The sequence below is a fragment of the Streptomyces wedmorensis genome (assembly GCF_000716445.1).
In the GTDB taxonomy this organism is placed as follows: Bacteria; Actinomycetota; Actinomycetes; order Streptomycetales; family Streptomycetaceae; genus Streptomyces; species Streptomyces wedmorensis.
In genome coordinates, this window is sequence record NZ_JNWK01000009.1 from 163,896 (window position 1) to 181,428 (window position 17,533).

17 protein-coding genes and 3 pseudogenes are annotated in these 17,533 nt (G+C 70.7%); 8 read left to right on the top strand and 12 right to left on the bottom strand.

What is annotated here, in order from left to right; translation table 11 throughout:
* Window positions 1–51 precede the first annotated feature (51 nt).
* The 4 genes from OO54_RS10245 to OO54_RS10255 form a co-directional block, all read right to left on the bottom strand.
* A complete protein-coding gene (locus OO54_RS10245; RefSeq protein WP_063738262.1) occupies window positions 52–1,083 on the bottom strand; it encodes an AraC-like ligand-binding domain-containing protein in 1,032 nt (343 codons plus the stop codon).
* A gap of 462 nt (window positions 1,084–1,545) precedes the next feature.
* Window positions 1,546–1,779, bottom strand: a complete 234-nt coding sequence (locus OO54_RS48735) for an SsgA family sporulation/cell division regulator (RefSeq protein WP_106969999.1) — start codon at window positions 1,777–1,779, stop codon at window positions 1,546–1,548.
* Between the two features lie 6 nt (window positions 1,780–1,785).
* Window positions 1,786–2,004 carry a hypothetical protein gene (locus tag OO54_RS10250; RefSeq protein WP_033202526.1) on the bottom strand — a complete coding sequence of 73 codons (219 nt, stop codon included), beginning with the start codon at window positions 2,002–2,004 and terminating at the stop codon, window positions 1,786–1,788.
* 183 nt (window positions 2,005–2,187) lie between these two features.
* Window positions 2,188–2,613: an SsgA family sporulation/cell division regulator gene (locus OO54_RS10255; RefSeq protein ID WP_078905127.1), complete on the bottom strand. Its 426-nt coding sequence runs from the start codon at window positions 2,611–2,613 to the stop codon at window positions 2,188–2,190.
* 439 nt (window positions 2,614–3,052) lie between these two features.
* Here OO54_RS10255 and OO54_RS10260 point away from each other — a divergent pair, with 439 nt between their 5' ends.
* The 3 genes from OO54_RS10260 to OO54_RS10270 all read left to right on the top strand — a co-directional run bounded on the left by OO54_RS10260 (window position 3,053) and on the right by OO54_RS10270 (window position 5,881).
* On the top strand, window positions 3,053–3,778 hold the full coding sequence (locus OO54_RS10260) for an alpha/beta fold hydrolase (RefSeq protein WP_033202527.1): 726 nt from the start codon (window positions 3,053–3,055) through the stop codon (window positions 3,776–3,778).
* 72 nt (window positions 3,779–3,850) lie between these two features.
* Window positions 3,851–4,705: an alpha/beta fold hydrolase gene (locus tag OO54_RS10265; protein ID WP_033202528.1), complete on the top strand. Its 855-nt coding sequence runs from the start codon at window positions 3,851–3,853 to the stop codon at window positions 4,703–4,705.
* A 516-nt stretch (window positions 4,706–5,221) separates the two neighbouring features.
* Window positions 5,222–5,881: a hypothetical protein gene (locus OO54_RS10270; protein ID WP_157856452.1), complete on the top strand. Its 660-nt coding sequence runs from the start codon at window positions 5,222–5,224 to the stop codon at window positions 5,879–5,881.
* A 467-nt stretch (window positions 5,882–6,348) separates the two neighbouring features.
* Here the strand turns inward: OO54_RS10270 and OO54_RS47270 are convergent, their stop codons facing one another.
* Window positions 6,349–6,516 (bottom strand): hypothetical protein, encoded by a 168-nt coding sequence (locus OO54_RS47270; protein WP_157856453.1) that lies wholly within the window; start codon window positions 6,514–6,516, stop codon window positions 6,349–6,351.
* Window positions 6,517–6,650: 134 nt separating this feature from the next.
* Between OO54_RS47270 and OO54_RS47275 the strand changes: the two genes are divergently transcribed.
* From OO54_RS47275 to OO54_RS10280, 4 genes are all read left to right on the top strand, one after another.
* On the top strand, window positions 6,651–7,031 hold the full coding sequence (locus tag OO54_RS47275; RefSeq protein WP_051786828.1) for a hypothetical protein: 381 nt from the start codon (window positions 6,651–6,653) through the stop codon (window positions 7,029–7,031).
* Window positions 6,986–7,132 carry a response regulator transcription factor gene (locus OO54_RS47280; RefSeq protein WP_157856454.1) on the top strand — a complete coding sequence of 49 codons (147 nt, stop codon included), beginning with the start codon at window positions 6,986–6,988 and terminating at the stop codon, window positions 7,130–7,132. The genes OO54_RS47275 and OO54_RS47280 overlap by 46 nt, the downstream gene beginning before the upstream one ends.
* A gap of 91 nt (window positions 7,133–7,223) precedes the next feature.
* Window positions 7,224–7,538: an alpha/beta hydrolase fold domain-containing protein gene (locus tag OO54_RS43440; RefSeq protein ID WP_078905129.1), complete on the top strand. Its 315-nt coding sequence runs from the start codon at window positions 7,224–7,226 to the stop codon at window positions 7,536–7,538.
* 235 nt (window positions 7,539–7,773) lie between these two features.
* Entirely contained in the window at window positions 7,774–8,568 is a 795-nt protein-coding gene (locus tag OO54_RS10280; protein ID WP_051786829.1) for a helix-turn-helix domain-containing protein, read from the top strand.
* Window positions 8,569–8,707: 139 nt separating this feature from the next.
* Here the strand turns inward: OO54_RS10280 and OO54_RS41435 are convergent.
* From OO54_RS41435 to OO54_RS41445, 5 genes and pseudogenes are all read right to left on the bottom strand, one after another.
* Window positions 8,708–9,063 (bottom strand): annotated as a pseudogene (locus OO54_RS41435) (GNAT family N-acetyltransferase).
* A complete protein-coding gene (locus OO54_RS10290; protein ID WP_234439538.1) occupies window positions 9,060–10,679 on the bottom strand; it encodes an MFS transporter in 1,620 nt (539 codons plus the stop codon). Before OO54_RS10290 ends, OO54_RS41435 begins: the two are co-directional and overlap by 4 nt.
* A 173-nt stretch (window positions 10,680–10,852) precedes the next feature.
* On the bottom strand, window positions 10,853–11,377 hold the full coding sequence (locus tag OO54_RS10295; protein WP_033202530.1) for a DoxX family protein: 525 nt from the start codon (window positions 11,375–11,377) through the stop codon (window positions 10,853–10,855).
* Window positions 11,377–12,087: pseudogene (locus OO54_RS41440) on the bottom strand (hydrolase). Before OO54_RS41440 ends, OO54_RS10295 begins: the two are co-directional and overlap by 1 nt.
* Before the next feature lie 369 nt (window positions 12,088–12,456).
* A pseudogene (locus OO54_RS41445) lies at window positions 12,457–13,142 on the bottom strand (amidohydrolase family protein); the annotation flags it as partial.
* Window positions 13,143–13,594: 452 nt separating this feature from the next.
* Here OO54_RS41445 and OO54_RS10310 point away from each other — a divergent pair.
* Window positions 13,595–14,566, top strand: coding sequence for an alpha/beta hydrolase (locus tag OO54_RS10310; RefSeq protein WP_033202531.1), 972 nt, complete (start codon window positions 13,595–13,597; stop codon window positions 14,564–14,566).
* Window positions 14,567–14,721: 155 nt separating this feature from the next.
* On the opposite strand, the gene OO54_RS10315 is transcribed toward OO54_RS10310, so the two are convergent.
* Window positions 14,722–15,873: a low temperature requirement protein A gene (locus OO54_RS10315; RefSeq protein ID WP_033202532.1), complete on the bottom strand. Its 1,152-nt coding sequence runs from the start codon at window positions 15,871–15,873 to the stop codon at window positions 14,722–14,724.
* Between the two features lie 65 nt (window positions 15,874–15,938).
* On the bottom strand, window positions 15,939–17,306 hold the full coding sequence (locus OO54_RS10320; protein ID WP_051786830.1) for an FAD-dependent oxidoreductase: 1,368 nt from the start codon (window positions 17,304–17,306) through the stop codon (window positions 15,939–15,941).
* Between the last annotated feature and the right edge of the window lie 227 nt (window positions 17,307–17,533).

Below are 17,533 nucleotides of genomic sequence, written 5' to 3' on the forward strand. Positions count from 1 at the left end.
ACTCCTGGGTGGGACGGTCGAGGACCGGACGGGGGCGAGGCGAGGGGGCGTTCACTTGCTCTCCAGCTGGGAACCGCTGAGGTGTCCCGTGCGGTCGGTCACCGGGGCCGGCGCCGTGAAGCCCTGGCGCTGGGGGGTGTGCAGTGCGCGCCACTCACGAGGGGGGACGCCGTAGGCGGCGCGGAAGACCCGGCTGAAGTGGGCGGGGCTGGTGAAGCCCCACCGGTGGGCGACCGCCGCCACGGTGGGGGTCGCCCTGCCGCGGCGGGCCAGTTCCCGGCTGCATTCCTCCAGGCGTCGTCGCTGGATGAGTCGGCAGACGGTGGCCTCTTCGCATTCGAAGAGGCGGTGGAGGTAGCGCACCGACATGCCGTGCGCCTGGGCGATGCTCTCCGGCGACAGATCAGGGTCACCCAGGTTGCGCTCGATGTGCTCGCGGACGCGCGACAGCAGGGCCTCGCCGCCGCTGTTCGGATCCGTGCCGTTCGGTCGCGTCTGTTCGGTGATCAAGGTGCTGAGCAGGTCGACGAAATCGTCGGCCAGCCTGTGCCCGAGGAGTGGGGGGTGGCCGCCGGCCAATGAGGCCAGCGCGGACAAGAAGAGGAAGAGCATCGCCCCGACGCCGCCGCTCGTAGCGATGGGGCTGCCCGTGACCCGGCGGATGTCGCTGTCCGGAACGGCCAAGCTGCGCCGGGGAAACTGGAAGACGTGCGTGGCGAACCGCTGCGGGTAGTCGAAGGAGTACGGCCGTGCCGTCTCGTACACCACCAGGTCGCCTTCGCTCACTTCCGCCATCCGGCCGTCCTGCATGAAGGTGGCCGTGCCCGACACCTGGACTCCCACCGCCACCAGTGCCTCGGACGACGGGGTGATGAGCGCCGGTGTGCGGCTGACCCGCTTCGCGTCGGCTTCCACGGTCGAGACCTGGAGGTATCCGATGCGGTGGGTGGCGATTCTGCCGTCGAACGGTCCGGCGCTCCGAGGAGTCACGGACATCGGCACGAGCGTCCTGCTCACCACCTCGTTCCAGTACGCCACCTTCTCCCCGTCGGGCACGGAGTCGGTCGACAGCACCACGCTCACGTGGGCCTCCCTTCGGGACAGGTCATGAGGACGTCTGCGAGGAGGCTCGAGGGGCAGTGCTTCTCCAAGAAGCGGGGCAGATGCCGACAGGGCCGGTCGGCACCGTGTCGACGACGCGGGTCGTGTATTGCTGCTCTGACCTGCGGTTTATCGCTCGCAGGAACAGTCAAACAGCCCTTGGGCAGGGGGCCCAGGCAGAAGTACAGGCAGAAGTTTCTGCCCGTTGGCCCCGATGGCGCCTCTTTCGACGGGCGCCGCGGCCTCCCCGTTCCAGCCGTCGGGGGACACCGTCCCCCGAGCGGGGGCAGTGGACGGTCTCCGGCCGGGCCGGCGGCCGGCATGGTGCACCACGAAGGTCCCGCCCGCTGCGCGCCGCAAGGGGCGCACTGGCGGAGCGGGACCTCGGTCGATCCATCCGTACGGCCGACAGGATCTGCCTGCGGGGGGGTGAGGGGAGAGAGATCAGCGGTCGTCGAGGAGCTTCTTCAGGATGGCGTCCCAGTCGATCCACGCGCTCTCCTTCCCGGGCGGGACGGCCTCCCATGTGCGTATCAGCCACTCGCTCAGCGGCCGAACGGGGACGTCCAGCAGAACCGTGCCGGTACCGGCCCCGAGGAGGAGCCGTACGTCGGGCCTGTTGTTGCAGCGGCACGGCGGCCAGACGCGTACGTCGCCCTCTCCGGACGGCAGGTGCAGGCCCGACTAGAGGAGCTCCCGGGCGAAGGACCATCGTGCGGTGCCCGCATCCGCGGGATCGGGCATGTCCAGGACCACGGTGAAGGGCTGTCGGCGGTCATAGGAGAAACGCAGGGCGACAGGCTCCGTCTCGGTACGGCTGATCACCGAGCTGGCCGTGACGGTGACGGCCATGGCGCCCCCCGGTTCTCGGGCGCCGTCCTCCGGGAGCGGGTGCGGGTTCATGACGGAACTGCCTTTCGACAGGGGACTGGGTGGGACTCGGTGACGGATGTCCGGGGGAGGCCGTCGGGCTCGGGAAGCGAGAAAGCGGCCGACCGGGAGCATCGGAACGCACGCGACCACTCCTGGAAGACCGAGCCGTCCCTGCCGCGGCCGGTCTTTCCGGCCCTATGGCCGGAACGACGGTCAGTGGGTTCTTCCCGTGAGCGCATGAATGGCCCCGTCGAGATCCAGATGATTGTTCTCCGTCCCGACGGGAACCAGAGCGAACGTCTGCTGAAGAAATAGGGCAACCCTCGCGGCCTCCAGATCGATCAGCGCGGTTCCGGTCGAATTCCTGAGGATGACGCGCAAGGAGCGGGAATGGTGCCCATCCCCGGGAACCACGAGGACATCGCCGGACCCGGTGGGACGCATGGTCCCTTCGGTGAGCAGTTCACGGGCGAAGACCCATGTGACGGGCGGCTGCACGGGCGGCATGAGGGAAAGCCGGACGGCATAGGGGTCGAAGACCCCGTAGTGGAGCTCCGCAGGAAGGGGCAGCCGTGGCCCGTTCGGGGTACTGACGTATGCCGTGACCGCGCATGCGACCGCGCTGAGACTCTGTTCCATGATGGCCCCCCGAAACAGTACGGACGCGTATTCCGATCGTGAGCCTAGGGCCGCGGTGGCAAGGGGGTTTGTCGAGGCGTGCATGGGTCTTTGCCCAGGAAAGCACTTCTGTCCGACGTACGCCGGAGAGCCGGGTACTTGTGCCGTAAACACGACCGGACACGACCGCCCTGTACGCGGCTGACGGGCGCGGACAGAACACGATCAGGGCGCTGACAGACAAGTGCCCCTTGCCATCCGGCATTACCGTTCCTCGTGTGCCGGCGGCATATCGCTTTACGTGTTCCGCGAACGAAATGCAGCGGACCGCGTACCCCCGGCGGGGCGGCCGTGGACCGGTCATGCCCGTCGTCGCGGCGCACCGGCGCCCGCGCGGCACCTCCTGAAGCGGAAGTCCGCCGCCCCGCACACCGACCATGACATCAAGAGGAGTTCGCCCATGTCCCGTTCCCCCAAGCCGACCGTCGTCCTCGTCCACGGCGCGTTCGCCGACGCCTCCAGCTACGCGCAGGTGATCCCGCGGCTCATCGCCCGCGGCCTGGACGTGGTCGCGCCGGCCGTTCCCAACCGGAGCCTGATCGGCGACGCCGCCTACATCGCCTCCGTCGTCCGGCAGATCCCCGGCCCCGTCGTCCTGGTGGGCCACTCGTACGGAGGCGCCGTCATCACGGTCGCCGGCACCGAGGACAACGTTCAGGCGCTGGTCTACCTCGCCGGTTACGCCCTGGAGAAGGGCGAGAGTCTCGGTGAACTGCAGGGTCGTTTCCCGGACTCCGACCTCGCCGCCGCACTCGTCTACACCCCCTTCCCGCTCGAAGGCTCGGTGGGGACCGGCACCGACGTGTCGGTTCAGCCCGACAAGTTCCCGCCGATCTTCGCGGCCGACGTCGACCGCCGCCTGACCGAGATCCTCGCCGTCTCCCAGCGCCCGCTCGCCGCCCAGGCGTTCGCGGACACCGCCCCGGCCGCCGCCTGGAAGACGAAGCCCTCCTGGGGACTGGTCGCCTCTTCCGACCACACCATCAACCCGGACGTTCAGCGCTACGGCTACCAGCGCGCCGGCATGACCACCGTCGAGGTCGACTCCTCGCACCTGGTCATGCTCTCCCGGCCCGAGAGCGTCGTCGAGCTGATCGAGGACGCCATCCGGGCCACCTCCGCCTGACGCACCCGCCACGGACCACGCCCGCCCACCCCGCCGTCCCTTGGCGGCCTTCCCCTCCGCAGAGAACGAACGATGAACTCACTTGTCTCACGCCGTGCCGTGACGGCGACCCTCCTGGCCGGCGTCGCCACACTGGGTGCCACGGGACTCACCAACCCCGCGCCGGCGACGGCGGCCGGCCGTCCCCGCGGACCGCACCACCACCCGGAGAGCCCCACCGTCGTCCTGATCCACGGCGCGTTCGCCGACGCCTCCAGTTGGAGCGGTGTGGTCGAGCGCCTCCAGAGGCACGGCCTACGCGTGCTGGCACCGGCTCTGCCCCTGCGCGGACTGACGAGCGACGCCGCCTACATCCGCAGCGTCCTGGACAGCGTCGCCGGCCCGATCGTCCTGGTCGGGCACTCCTATGGCGGGGCGGTCATCAGCCAGGCCGCGGCCGACGCTCCTCACGTCAAGGCCCTGGTCTACATCGCCGCCTTCGTGCCCGAGGTCGGCGAGAGCGCCCTGCAGCTCACGGGCATGTTCCCCGGCAGCACTCTGGGACAGGCCACTGCCACCCGGTACTACCCGCTGCCCGACGGCGGGCAGGGTGAGGAACTGGTCATCAAGAAGGACCTGTTCCGCAAGCAGTTCGCGGCCGGCGTCCCCGTCCGAACCGCGCAGGTCATGGCCGCGGGGCAGCGACCGCTCACCCTTGCCGCGCTCCAGGAGCCCGCCAAGGCCGCAGCGTGGAAGAAGATCCCGAGCTGGTACCTCGTCGCGAGCGAGGACCGGAACATCCCGCCGGCCGCCGAGCGGTGGATGGCGGAGCGTGCCCGCGCCCGCACCGTCACCGTCCGCGCCCCGCACGCGGTGTCCGTCAGCGATCCCGGGCCGGTCGCCGACCTGATCCTGCGCGCCGCCCGGTCCGTTCGCTTCGATCACTGACCCGACCGCCGCCTCTCCCCGCTCCGACGCCGTCGCCCGAGCGGCGGACAGAGCCCCGCAAGACCGTCCGGCCTCGCGGGGCGCTTTTGCGTCCCACCGGCGCGGCGGCCCGGCCCGGCCCCTTCCGTGGCGGAGCGCGGACACGCAGGCGTAGGGGTTGGGGCCTGCGGCACCGTCCGCCTCCGCCGTCCGCCGCCGTCCGCCGGGCAGTGGACCGCTCAGCGGCGAAATATGGGCTGTTCTGGCCGGATATGCTGACTGGTCGATCATGCGTCCGCAGGGCCGGTCGGAGATGAGGGAACCGGCCAGTCGAGGCTGCTGTCGCTCGCGGTCGGCCACGCGCGGGACAGCGGAGCACTTGTCCTGGAGACCCAGGGCGGCACGCGGCCGGACACCTCCCCACGGAGTTCCGACGGACCTGCCGACCGTGCACCTCGGTCCACTGCCCCCGCAGGCAGCGGCCGAACTGCTGGACGCACAACCGCATCCCCCACCGGCCAGTCGCGCATCGAGCTGTTGCGCCAGGCCGAGGGAAATCCGCTCGCCGTCATCGAGCTGTGCCGCGCGGCCGGAGCTGGCGGTGCGGGTGTGCTCCCCGGCAGTGGCCGGCCGCAGAGCGAACGGCTTCAGGAGCTGTACGCCTCCCAGTTGCGGCACCTGCCGGAGATGACCCGCCGTCTGGTTCTGTACGCGGCGGCAGCGGAGTACGAAGACGTCGCCACGGTCATGGCCGCCGCCGGCGTGGGAACGGATCTCGGTGCGTGGGCCCCGGCCGAGCAGGCCGGTCTCATCACGCTCGTGGACGGACGAGTGGCCTTCCAGCATCCGTTGGTCCGCGCGGGTTCCTATCACGGCGCGCCCGCACACCTCCGCCAGCGGGCCCACCGTGACCTGGCGGCGGTGCTCGCCGACGACCCGGCCCGCCGGGCGTGGCACATGGCCGCCGTGTGCCTGGGACAGGACGAGTCCGTCGCGGCGGCACTGGAGGAGACCGCGGAGCTCGCCGAGCAGCGTGGTGGCTTCTTCGCCGCCGGACAAGCGCTGCAGCGCTCCGCTGAGTGCAGCCCGGAGGCCGAGGACCGGGCACGGGGCGGTACGCGAAGGCGCTGCGCGCCGCGAACAACGCCGGTGGCCCCCTGTGGGTCGGGGAGCTGTACGAAATGGTCAGCGGTCTGACGGAGAATCGCGAGGTGCTGGGCATGGTGGCCCAAGGCGCAGGTATGGCCCTGTCGCTCCTCGGCCACCAGCGGCAGGGCCTCCAGGTGCTGATGAGTGCTCTCGAGCCGGAGCCGCCCAAGGACCCGGCGACCGTGCTGGCGTTGACGTCCATGCTCCACGCCGTCGCCTTCCAGTCGGGCGTGCCCGAGGCCAGACGTCCCCTTGTCGCCCTCGCCGATCTGATCGGCACCTGTGCGGGTGACACGACCTGCACCGAACGGAAGACGACCAGCGCGGTCGATGCCGTGCGGGCCGGGACCCTGGCCGGGGCGGACCCGACCAAGGCAGCCGAACTGCTGCGGCAGCGGATGAGCCGGTGGCCGACCGCCCATGGCTCCTCCGCACAGGCGGGAGACACGCTTCTCATGCTCGCGATGGGCGGGCTCGCCTGGTACGCGGACGAGTCGGAGCACTGCGTGGAAGTACTACCAGCGCGCCTGCGCCGTGCTCACCGCGTACGGCTCCGTGGGCACCACCAGGGTCTTGCGGGCCGCGCTGGCCTCGGCGCTGATGGACTCCGGACGGTGGGCGGAGACCGAGGAGCAGCTGGACGAGGCCGCGACCCTGGCGGCCGTCTGCAAACTGAGACACATCGAGATCGACGTCGCGGCGCTCCGGGCAATCCTGGCTGCCCTGCGCGGCCGCCCAGCGGACGGGCCGACAGGAGGAGACCGTACACGTCGTCGAAGCGGTGTGGACGGCGGCGGGACCGCGGCCGACGACCCGTATGACGTTGCTGCTGCACCACGCCGACGCGCTGGTCGGCGACCCCCAGGAGACCGAGCACCACTTCCGGCTCGCCACCGTCAATCCCGCGGCCGACCAGTGGCCGCTGGCCAGGGCGCAGGCCAGGCTGCACTACGCGCAGTGGCTGCGCAGGAAGCGGCGTCCTCGGGAGGCCCGTCCTCTCCTGACCACAGCGCTGGAGTCGTTCACCCGGCTCGGCGCGGCGGCGCTGGCGGAGGAGACCCAAGTGGAGCTGCGGGCCAGCGGCGCGCCCAGCGGGCCTGCCCAGGCCTGCCCGCTGACGGAGTTGGCCGCCAGCAACGCGAGATCGTGCGGTTGGCGGCCCAGGGACTGCGCAACAAGGAGATCGCCGAGCGGCTGAGACTGTCGCCCCGCACCGTCAGTTCCCACCTCTACCTGGTCTATCCGAAGCTGGGCGTCAGCAGCCGCAATCAGCTCCGCGGTCTCTTCGAGGACGCGTGACCCCGACGTGGTGAGGAGCAGTGCGGAGGCGCTTCCTTCGCGCCTCCGCATACGTCGTGGCGCGGTTCCGCGCCCGCACGGTGGCCGCTGGATGCTCGGCGACGGACGGACCCGTGCCCGTCCGATCAGTGAACTGGCCGTCATCAGCGGCGCCGTCCTCGTGGTGCCCGAGCACACGCGTCCTCCCGAGGCCCGCTGTCCCGTCGCGCTGGAGGAGCCCTCCGCGGCCCTGACCTGGGTGGCCGACAACGAGGCGGCCCCCGTATCCACGCCCAGCTGCGCTACGACCCGACGACCGACCCGGACTGCGACACCGAGTCCCGAGAGCAGTTCGAGTACGGCTGCCTCACGCCGCGCGCGGCCGTCGAGTGGTACTGGCGTCAGTAATCCACAGTCAAGTTACTGATGCCTTTCGAACGGGCTCTTGTCAGAGTGAAGACACGAGGCTTCTGACGGCCACATGCACTGTCACCTGGGAAGACACCATGCCTATCGCCCTACTGGTCCTCGAAGCCACGGACCGCCGGCCGGGGGGTGCCTCCGGTGCGTCAAGGGCAAGGCGCGGCCTGCGAAGAAGCGCGCCGCCGACGTGCCGCGCCGGCCTTCCATACCGCCCTCCTTCCCCGAGCGGAGAAGCTCCGATGACCACGCCCACGGGTCACATCCAGATCGTTTCCGAACTGCCGGCCGCAGGCGACGACGAATTCCTCCACCTGGGGAGAGTGTTCGACGACTCGGTCGCGACCACCGGACACGGAGACGAGCTCCGGCTCGGACCGGGTGACCTCGTCTTCTGCGATCCGGCCCGGCACCGCTCTCCGCGGTTCACCGCCGACTGCCGGATGACGGTCCTCCGCCTGCCCCGCCGCCACCTGGCGCTCTCGGAAGCGGACCTGGACCGCGTCACGGGCATGACCGTGCCGGGTGGTGAGGGCGTGGGAGCGCTCGTATCGGACCTGCTGATCACACTGGCCACCGAGGCGGAGGCCCACGGAACGAGAATGATCGGCCAGCTGACACGCAGCGCCGCGGATCTGCTCGTCGTCCTCGTCATGGAGCTCCTGCAGACCGAGGCGGAGGAGGACATCCCGGACCAGACGTCCCCGGGCAGCGAGATCCTCGACCGGATCAAGACTTACGTCGACGAGCACCTGAAGGACCCGGACCTGTCACCACAGTCCATCGCGCGAGCCAACCGGATATCCGTGCGCTACCTGCACAAGCTGTTCCAGGACGACGGCATCACGGTGAGCCAGTGGGTGAGGCGGCGGAGACTCGACTCCTGCAAGTGGGACCTGAGCCGGACCCCGAACCGGCGGACCACCGTGGCGGCGGTGGCGCACCGCTGGGGCTTCAGCAGCCCGGCGCACTTCAGCCGTACCTTCAAGGACGCGTACGGGATGTCCCCTCGGGAGTGGCAGGCCCTGGCCTCCTGACAGCCGATCGTCACCGGACACGTGAGGGGCGGCGCCGATCTGCGGCGCCGCCCTCACTCGTGTCCGTCAGCACGTCCGCTGTACGGGGTCGCTCATGCCCGTGCGGGCCGGCCACGGACACCGGCCCGCACGCGCCGTCCTACGACCGGCCCGTCGCGCGCTTCAGTTCCGTGTCCAGCCACTGAAGGACCTCCGGGGTCACGGGGTCGGTGAGGTCGTCGTACGTGTCGTGCTTCGACAGGTAGGCCGCCACGAAGGGGCGGCCGGGCACGATGCGCCGGCCCGACGAACGCACGTCGCCGAGCGCCTCCCGGATCAGCTGTCCGGCCAGGCCCCGGCCGCGTACGCCGGGTCGATCTCCGTGTGGAAGAAGCCCCGCTGCCGGCCGCGGTCACGATAGCCGGTCAAGCCGGCCCGCTCTCCGTCGACGCGGATCTCGTAGCGGTGCCGGGCGTCGACGCGTTCGACGGTCGGCGTGGTGGGTGTGTCGGTCAGGATGGTCCTTTCGGTTGCTGCGGGTCAGTGGCGGGGTCGATTTCCACGGGGCCCGGGGACGTCCTCCGAACGACAGGACCTCCGGACGTGTCGAAGGCGTGGGTGACGTCCGGGCGGGTGCCGGGGACGAGGAGAAGGCGGGCCCGGTCCTCGTGGCGCCGGTCGGTGAGGGTGAGTCGGACGCTGTGCTGAGCGAGATGCTCGGACCACGACGCGACGACGTAGCTCTCGATGAAGCGGCCGGGGTCCTGGCCGTCCTGGTACAGGCCCCAGGTGAGGGCGCCGGTGCGTCGCCGGGCCCGGGCGACGTACTCCATGCGCTCCGTGAAGGCCGCACCGTTCTCGGGAGCGATCCGGTAGGAGACCGTGACCAGCACGGGGCCTTCGGCCTGCCCTGGTTCGAACACCAGGGGTGGGGCCGGCCAGTGCGCGGAGGGGGAGGGGTCGACGTCCTGCCCGTCGTGCAGGGGCCAGCGGCGCAGGCTGAGGGCGCAGACGACCAGCAACGCGGCGCCGGACAGCAGCGGAGCGATGAGGCCCAGCCGGGCGGCGAGCGCGCCCCACAGCGGCGCCGCCAGTGCCTGCCCGCCCTGGAAGACGAGGAGGTAGACGGCGAGCCCACGAGCTCTGACCCAGCCGGGGAGCCGTGTCTGCAGGGCCGTGTTGAGGGTGGAGAGGACAGCGATCCACGCCAGACCGGCGAACAGCAGCGTGACCGTGACCTGCCAGGGGTCGCGTACGGTGGCGAGGACGACCAGGACACCGGCGAAGAGCAGGGCGCCGCAGCCCAGTGTGCGGTTGGCGCCCAGCTTCCGATCGACGCGGGGCAGGACGAAGGCGCCCGCCACCGCTCCGACGCCCACGGCCCCCAGCAGAAGCCCATAGCCGCCCGAGCCCAGATCCAGCGAGTGGATCGCGACGAGGGGCAGCAGCGCCCACAGAGCGGCGCCGCCGGGGACGAAGAGGATCGTGCGGAGCAGGACACGGCGGATGCCGGGGGCGTGCCGCACGTAGCGTCGGCCCGCGTCGAGTGCGGTCCGCATCCTCTCGCCGTGAGGTACGGCGGTCTGAGGTTCGGGACGCCGCCAGGACAGCAGGACGACGGCGATGCCCAGGAACGAGACGGCGTTGAAGGCGAAGACCCAGGCCGCGTCCGTCGCCGCCACCACCAGTCCGCCCACGGCCGGCCCGACGGCACGGGCCAGGTTCATGCTGACCCCGCCGAGCGCGGCGGCCTGGCCCAACTGGCGGCGTTCCACCAGCTCCGGCTGGATCGCCTGCCAGGCCGGTCCCATCAGTGCCGTACCGCAGCCCAACAGGAAGGTGAGGACGAGCAGCGGCGCAGGGGTGAGAACGTCCGCGAACGCCAACGCGGTCAGCACGGTGGATACCGTGAACAGCGCAGCCTGGGTGGCCAGGAGCACCATCCGGCGGTCGTAGCGGTCGGCCACCACGCCGGAGGGCAGGGCCAGGAGTACGACGGGCAGGCCGGAGGCCGTCTGGACCAGGGTCACCAGCGCCGGGTCGTGACCGATCAGCAGCCACTGGGCGCCGACCATCTGCATCCAGCTACCGACGTTGGAGACCAGCTGGGCGATCCAGAGGGCGCGGAACACGGGTCCGGCGAGAGGTGCCCAGGCCGAATCCGGTTCCGTGGACGGTGAGTGTGGGGGAGGGGTCGCGAGGTTCATGCGTGGTCCCTGCGTGGAGTACGAACGCGTCCGCGGCGGGGCGGCGACGCGGTGGAGGTGGACCGGCCGTTTTCCGGCTGCCGGGGAGCCGGAGAACGTCAGTGAGCCGACCGCGAGCGACGCGTCCCCTCTCCCGCGGGAGCCGCCCGGTGCAGAACCACGCGGGTCAGCAGACCGCTCGCCGGTCCGATGACGAGCGCGGTCACGGAGATCCACACCGGCCAGGGGGTGACGGCCAGCGCGTGGTCCGCGGACCACCGTCCAGGCCCGGTCAGGGCCAGAGCGGCGGAGGCGACGACGAGGACCAGGGGGTACTCGTAGCCGTCGTTCTGGACCCAGAGGCCCATGGGCCACTTCACGGTGCCGGCGACCGTCATCACGCCCATGGCGGCCATCGCGGCCACGGGGGTGAGCAGGCCGCCCGCCAGGAACAGGCCGGCCCCGATCTGGCTGGCTCCCGCGGTGAGGGCGGTGAGCCGGCCGCCGCGGAATCCGTCCCCCCGGAATTCCTCGGTCCCGCCTGACAGCCCTCTTCCTCCGAGGTGGAAGCTCACCTTCTGCACACCGTGCCCGGCGATGAGGAGCCCGACCACGAGCCGCAGGATCAAAAATCCAGCGTCCATCATGTTCCTGCCTGTCCCTGCCCGTTCCCGACGTGTCCGTGGTGAGGATCAGCCCGCGGCGTGGCGCCGATGACGGCCTGCGCGTAGACCATGCCGAGGCCGTAGGCACCGCCGTGTGCCTTGACCACGTCGCCCACCGCGGCGTACGTCTCGGTGCGGGCCCAGTCGCGCTGCAGTTCCAGGAGCACCTGCACCCAGGTGACCGGGGTGGCACCGGCCTGGATCATGCGCTGAACGGCGTGCTCATGGGCCTGCGGGCTGACACCGCCGGACGCGTCGGTGACGACGTAGACCTCGTAGCCCTGGGCGATGGCGGAGAGCGCGGGCAGAACCACGCACACCTCGGTTCACAGACCGGCGATGACGAGCTTCTCGCGGCCGGTGGCCTTGACCGCGTCGACGAAGTTCACGTCCTCCCAGGCGTTCATGGTGCTGCGGTCGATGATCTTCTGCTCGGGGAAGACATCGGCCAGCTGCGACATGAGCGGGCCCGAGAAGGACTCGGCCGCCACCGTGCTCAGGACGACCGGGACGTCGAACGCCTTCGTGGTCTTGGCCAGGCCCACGGTGGAGTTGATGACGGCGGTGCGGTCACCGCTGCCGGCGCCGAAGAACATCTGCGGCTGGTGATCGACGAACAACACCGCGCAGTTGTCCGGCGTGAGCAGGTCGGGGCTGGGGGCGGCGGTGACGGCGGCGATGTCGACCATGGGATGTGCCTTTCTCAGGAAAGTGACGGCGCGGACGGTTGGCCGTGCTGTGATGAACCGTCCGAAGGGACGGAGCCTTGGACCGGAAGGAGGGCCCCCGGAGGGCCGGAAGCTCTTCCGGAAGTTCAGAGGTCGAAGCAGGGGTCGAAGGGGGTGCCCGCCGCTTCGCGAGCCAGGCCTCGCGCTGTGCGCCACCGGCGGTGCTGCTCCGATTCGGCGACGGCTTCACCGAGCAGCTCCGCCTGACGGGCGCCGGAAGGAGCCGTACGACGGGAGGACTGGCAGCCGCCGAAACGCGCGACCGGGCTCCAGGCCGGTACCGGCGGCAGTTCCTCGTCGAGGCCTTCGTACTCGGTTGTACGTCGAGACGCGGGTGGACGTCTTCTTGTCCTCGCCCTCCAGCACCGGTGCCTTGGCGAGGGTCGAGTAGAGGGTGAGGGTGCTGGGAGCGGCCAGCAGCATGCCGGTCGGTTCGCCGCCGCGGCCCCGCACGATCTGGCCCCCCTGGGATCGGGGGTGTCCTTGGTGAAGCCGGCGGCCTTGAGCACCGCCCGGTTCAGTACGGCCGACTGGTACAGGTGCAAGACGAACACGGGCGTGTCGGGGGCGGCGGCGTTCAGCTCGGCGACGGTCGGCAGCCGCCGTTCCGCGAACTGCTCCGCCGACCAGCAGCCGACCACGCGGACCCACTGGCCCTGGGGAGTGCGGGCGGCCTGCTCCCGCAGCATCGCCGGCCCCTGGCGGAGGCTGCGCACGCCGTCCCAGCGCAGTTCGAGCACGTAGTCGAGGCCGCCGCGTATCACGTGCAGGTGAGAGTCGTTGAGGCCGGGGATCACCCGGCGCCCGAGCGCGTCGGCCACCTTCGTGTCCGGGCCTATGTGGCCGGCCACGTCCCGGTCGTCGCCGATGCCCGTGATGACGCCGTCGCGGATGCCCAGCGCCTCGACGTGGGGCCGCGCCGGATCTCCGGTGTGGATCTCGGCATTGCGGACGACCAGCTCGGCGGCATCGTCGGCGGACTGGGGAACCAGCCCGCCGACGGGCATGGTGGACATCACCTGAGACTCCCTCTGGGACAAGCGACTTCGACCCACGACAGGGCTTCGGCAGGCGGGCCGCGGCGACTTCGGCACCGAGGAAGACATCGCCGATGGAATCGGCCGGGGATCGTTCAGCTGACACTCTCCGCCTCCTCGAAAAGCGAGGTCGGACAAGGGATGGTGTGGCGGCGACTGCTGCATCACCACGATAAGCAGGGCGCATCCGGCGGAATTACACGCGAGTGCACGGGTCCTTGACTCACCGCGCACGGTCCTCCCCGGCCTTGAATCCTCCAGGACACGAAGCCCCGGCGACGAGTGCACGGCGGGGAAAGGACCAGTGCGCTCCCGGAGAAACCATGGTGATCGAAGGAAATAGCGTCGGGAAAGTGTCTCCGGGCGCCGTAAGCGGCGTCCGGCCCACCGTGCCGGAAGTGCCGGCATGACCTGACCCCCCTGGAGCCTCCGTGTCCGATGCAGTCGAGCCCGTTCAGCCGGTGCTGGAACCCGCGGCAGCCGCCTTCGCCGAGGCCACCGCCAACCCGCCCTATCTGTTCGACCTTCCTCCCGCAGAAGGCCGCAAGGCCGTCGACGAAGTCCAGTCCGGCCCGGTCGACAAGCCGTCCGTCGACGAGGAGTGGATCACCGTCCCGGGCGGGCCGACGGGCAGCGTCCGTGCGCGGATCGTCAAACCGGCCGACACCACGGACCCGCTCCCGGTGATCCTCTACATCCACGGCGCGGGCTGGGTGTTCGGCAACGCCCACACGCACGATCGCCTGGTCCGCGAGCTCGCCGTCGGCGCCGATGCCGCGGTGGTCTTCCCCGAGTACGACCTCTCGCCCGAGACCCGCTACCCGGTCGCCATCGAGCAGAACTTCGCGGTGGCCCGGTGGGTCGTGGAGCAGGGAGCGACGAAGGGCCTGGACGCCGGCCGCATGGCGGTCGCGGGCGACTCGGTCGGCGGCAACATGGCCGCCGCGCTCACGCTGATGGCCAAGGAGCGCGGTGGCGTTCCGCTGGTGCAGCAGGTGTTGTTCTACCCGGTCACCGACGCCAGCTTCGACACCGGCTCGTACCACCAGTTCGCCGAGGGCTACTTCCTGCGCCGCGACGGCATGCGGTGGTTCTGGGACCAGTACACGACGGACGATGCGGAACGCGGGCAGATCACGGCATCCCCCCTGCGGGCGACCATCGCGCAGCTCGCGGACCTCCCTCCCGCCCTGGTGGTCACGGCGGAAGCCGACGTGCTTCGGGACGAAGGCGAGGCATACGCGGGCAAGCTCCGTGCGGCCGGCGTTCCCGTCGTCGCCGTGCGCTTCCAGGGCGTCATCCACGACTTCGTGATGCTCGACGCCCTGCGCGGGACCCATGCCGCCGAGGCCGCCATCACACTGGCCGCCGACACTCTGCACGTCGCCCTGCATTGCGCCTGACCCAGGGGAAAACGACCACGCGGCCGCTTTCGCGGAGCGCGCCGGCGCCGCGATGCGCAAGGCGGTGCGGGCCAGGAGCTGATACCGAGCGGAACCAGCCGCGCGGACGAACCCGGTTCGTCCGCGCGGTTCCGTCCTTGCCGGGATGTTCCCCTTCAGTGTCGGACGCGATTGGTCTTGTCGGCCAAGGTGACGGCGGTGACCAGAGCTGCCGTGAACAGGCCGGCCGTCAGGGCCGGCGCGGGGGACCAGGCGGCCGCCAGAACGGCGAACGTCCCCGCGGGAAAGGCGAAGCGCTCGACCCGGCCGTGGGGATGGGGCCGCACATGGACGGTCCATACGGTGATCAGGAAGACCGCCAAGGGCAGGGTGATCGCGGCACCTGACACCGACGGCGAGAACGGGTCGACGGAGTGGTGGGTGACCAGCTCGGTGTACGCCGCCAGGCCGGCCCCTTCGGCAGCCGCCGCGGCGAAGATCAGGTAATGGCCGTATGCCCAGGTGAACCTCTTGCGATGACCCTGATGCGTCGTGGCGAGCAGGGTGTGAGCGGGCTTGGCGAAGTACAGCCACCACATGCCGAAGACGATGAGCAGCCCACCACCTGCCAACAGGTACAGCGCGGCGGCGTTGTGGTTCCGCCCGAAGGCGTCGCGAACCGCTTCCGAGGCGGCCGCGACGGACTCGCCGAGCACGATGAGGACGAAGAGCTCGTACCGCTCGGCGATGTGGTGAGGATGCCACGGAGTCATCCCGGCGGACTGCGCCCACACCGGCACCGCGACCTCGGCGGCGATCAGCACCACGATGACCGGAAGACGGGCCGCGCCCGGAAGGAGGAGCGTGCAGACCCACCCCATCTGACAGCCCGCCACTCCGACGACGAACCGCAGGGCCGTCCGGCGTCCGCGCGGATCCGATCGGGCCACCCGCAGCCACAGGACGGCCAGAGCCGTGCGCAGGACGACGTATCCCCATGTGACGACCGTCAGATCACCGGTCTCGGAAGCCGACGGGATGCCAGCCGCGAGGATGAGGGAACCCGTGATCTGGACCAGCACCCACAAGCGGTAGGGAACGTCGTCGGGGTCATAGGCGGAGGCGAACCACGTGAAGTTCATCCACGCCCACCAGATCGCGAAGAAGACCACGGCGAATCGCAGGATGCCGGTGGTGTAGTGCCCCTCGGTCACCGCCGTGCTCAGGCCGGCGGAGGCCTGGGCCACCGCGATCACGAAGCAGAGGTCGAAAAGGAGTTCCAGCGACGTGGCCGTCCTGTGCGGTTCACCAGGGTTGCGGCCCGGCATGCTGCGGCCCCCGATTCCTCCGAGCCCTCGCCCAGGCCGCCGCAGGTTCACAGAAGAAGGACGACTCAACAGAGGCCCCCCAGAGCAGCTTCCACCGTCCGGTGAAAGGGAACACAAGCAGGGACCGCGTGCCGCAGGCGTTCGACCGACATCTCTGCATGGACAGCGACGTTCAGCGCGTACAGCACCTCCGCTCCCGCCGGTCCCGCGGAGGTCGCTCCGACGAGTACGCCGCGGTCGGCGTCCTCGACCAGCTTGACGAAGCCCTCACGCCGTCGGCCCTGAGGTCCGCGACGGTCGGAAGAGTCGATCGGCAGCAGGCTCGTGCGCACCCGCAGCCGCTGGTTCCGCGCCTGCCGCTCCGTGGGGCCCACGGCGGCGATCTCGGGATCGGCGTAGACCAGGCGGGCCAGCTTCTGGTGGTCGGTGTCAGGACCGAGCCACCCCAGGATGTCCCGGACGGCGACCTCGGCCTGGTACAGGGCGACATCGGACGAGAGGCCCCGGCCCGTGACATCACCGACCGCCCAAAGTCCCCTCCCGGCACGCATCTGCCCGTCCGTGGGCACCACCGCAGAGGAAGCGACAAGCCCCGCCGTGTCGAGCCCCAGCCCCGTCAGGTCGGCTTGCCGCTCCGTGGTCACGAGCATCCGCTCGGCACGCAGCGGTTCCGTTCCGCCGTCGAGGTGGACCGTGAAGCCCGTGCCGTCGTAGGCGACCTCCGAGGCCCCGGCGGAGGTGAGGACGGTGACGCCGTCCCGCAGCAGAGCCCTCTCGGTCAAGGTGCTCGCCTCGGGCTCCTCCCACGACAGCAGCCGACGCTGCCGCTCCACGACGGTGACGGCACACCGGAAGCGCGCGAAGAGCTGAGCCGTCTCCACGCCGAGTCCACTGTCGCCCAGCACGATCAACGACGCCGGCAACTCCACGGCCGCCATCGCGTTCTCGTCGGTCCAGTACGGCGTCCCGGACCGCCCCCGTACAGCGGGAAGCCGAGGCTGCGCGCCGGTGGCCAGGACGACACCTCGCCGGGCGTGGAAGGTGCGCTCGCCGACCGACACCTGGCACGGTCCGGTGAGGCGCCCCCTGCCAGGCACGAACCTTCCACGCTTCACAGCCAGGAGGTCGGCGGCTCTCCGATCGACACGGTCGCCGGTGGCCCGGCCCCGGACGCCGCCGACCGTACGGCTTCGGCCGGCGGCCCAGCTCGCTCCCCGGGCGAAAGGAGCCGTCGGCCTTGGTGCCGACAGGAGGTATCCGGCCCCGGGCGTCATCTCATCGTCGATGTGCCCCCAGTGCCCGCGCTCGCCGGCGACAAGCCGGGGCCCGACGCCCACCACATCCAGACCGGCCTCCGCCAAGGCCCTCATGATGTATGCGCCCGCGTGTCCCAGGCCCAGCACGACCACGTCGGCCCGCTCATTCACGCTCATCTCCCTCCCTCGGGTTCACCGGCTCATGCCGCCCGCCGAACCTAGAGGGGAAAAGGCACCACTTCGTGCGCGTCGGCGCACGGGGACTTGCTCAGGAACGAACGCCCGGCCCGTGCCGACATCGTCGTGCGCTGCACGGCACTCCCCCATGCGCCGAGGGGCAACGACCGCCTCCGTCGACACGCAGCGCCACAGCTTCCGCTCTCACCCTGCAGCAGCGAGGCACC

Bases quoted from the DNA above. Each gene is read 5' to 3' on its own strand.
- OO54_RS10250 (WP_033202526.1), bottom strand. From the start codon at position 2,004: ATGAACCCGCACCCGCTCCCGGAGGACGGCGCCCGAGAACCGGGGGGC.
- OO54_RS10255 (WP_078905127.1), bottom strand. From the start codon at position 2,613: ATGGAACAGAGTCTCAGCGCGGTCGCATGCGCGGTCACGGCATACGTC.
- OO54_RS10260 (WP_033202527.1), top strand. From the start codon at position 3,053: ATGTCCCGTTCCCCCAAGCCGACCGTCGTCCTCGTCCACGGCGCGTTC.
- OO54_RS10265 (WP_033202528.1), top strand. From the start codon at position 3,851: ATGAACTCACTTGTCTCACGCCGTGCCGTGACGGCGACCCTCCTGGCC.
- OO54_RS47270 (WP_157856453.1), bottom strand. From the start codon at position 6,516: ATGTGTCTCAGTTTGCAGACGGCCGCCAGGGTCGCGGCCTCGTCCAGC.
- OO54_RS47275 (WP_051786828.1), top strand. From the start codon at position 6,651: ATGACGTTGCTGCTGCACCACGCCGACGCGCTGGTCGGCGACCCCCAG.
- OO54_RS43440 (WP_078905129.1), top strand. From the start codon at position 7,224: ATGCTCGGCGACGGACGGACCCGTGCCCGTCCGATCAGTGAACTGGCC.
- OO54_RS10280 (WP_051786829.1), top strand. From the start codon at position 7,774: ATGACCACGCCCACGGGTCACATCCAGATCGTTTCCGAACTGCCGGCC.
- OO54_RS10295 (WP_033202530.1), bottom strand. From the start codon at position 11,377: ATGGACGCTGGATTTTTGATCCTGCGGCTCGTGGTCGGGCTCCTCATC.
- OO54_RS10315 (WP_033202532.1), bottom strand. From the start codon at position 15,873: ATGCCGGGCCGCAACCCTGGTGAACCGCACAGGACGGCCACGTCGCTG.
- OO54_RS10320 (WP_051786830.1), bottom strand. From the start codon at position 17,306: ATGAGCGTGAATGAGCGGGCCGACGTGGTCGTGCTGGGCCTGGGACAC.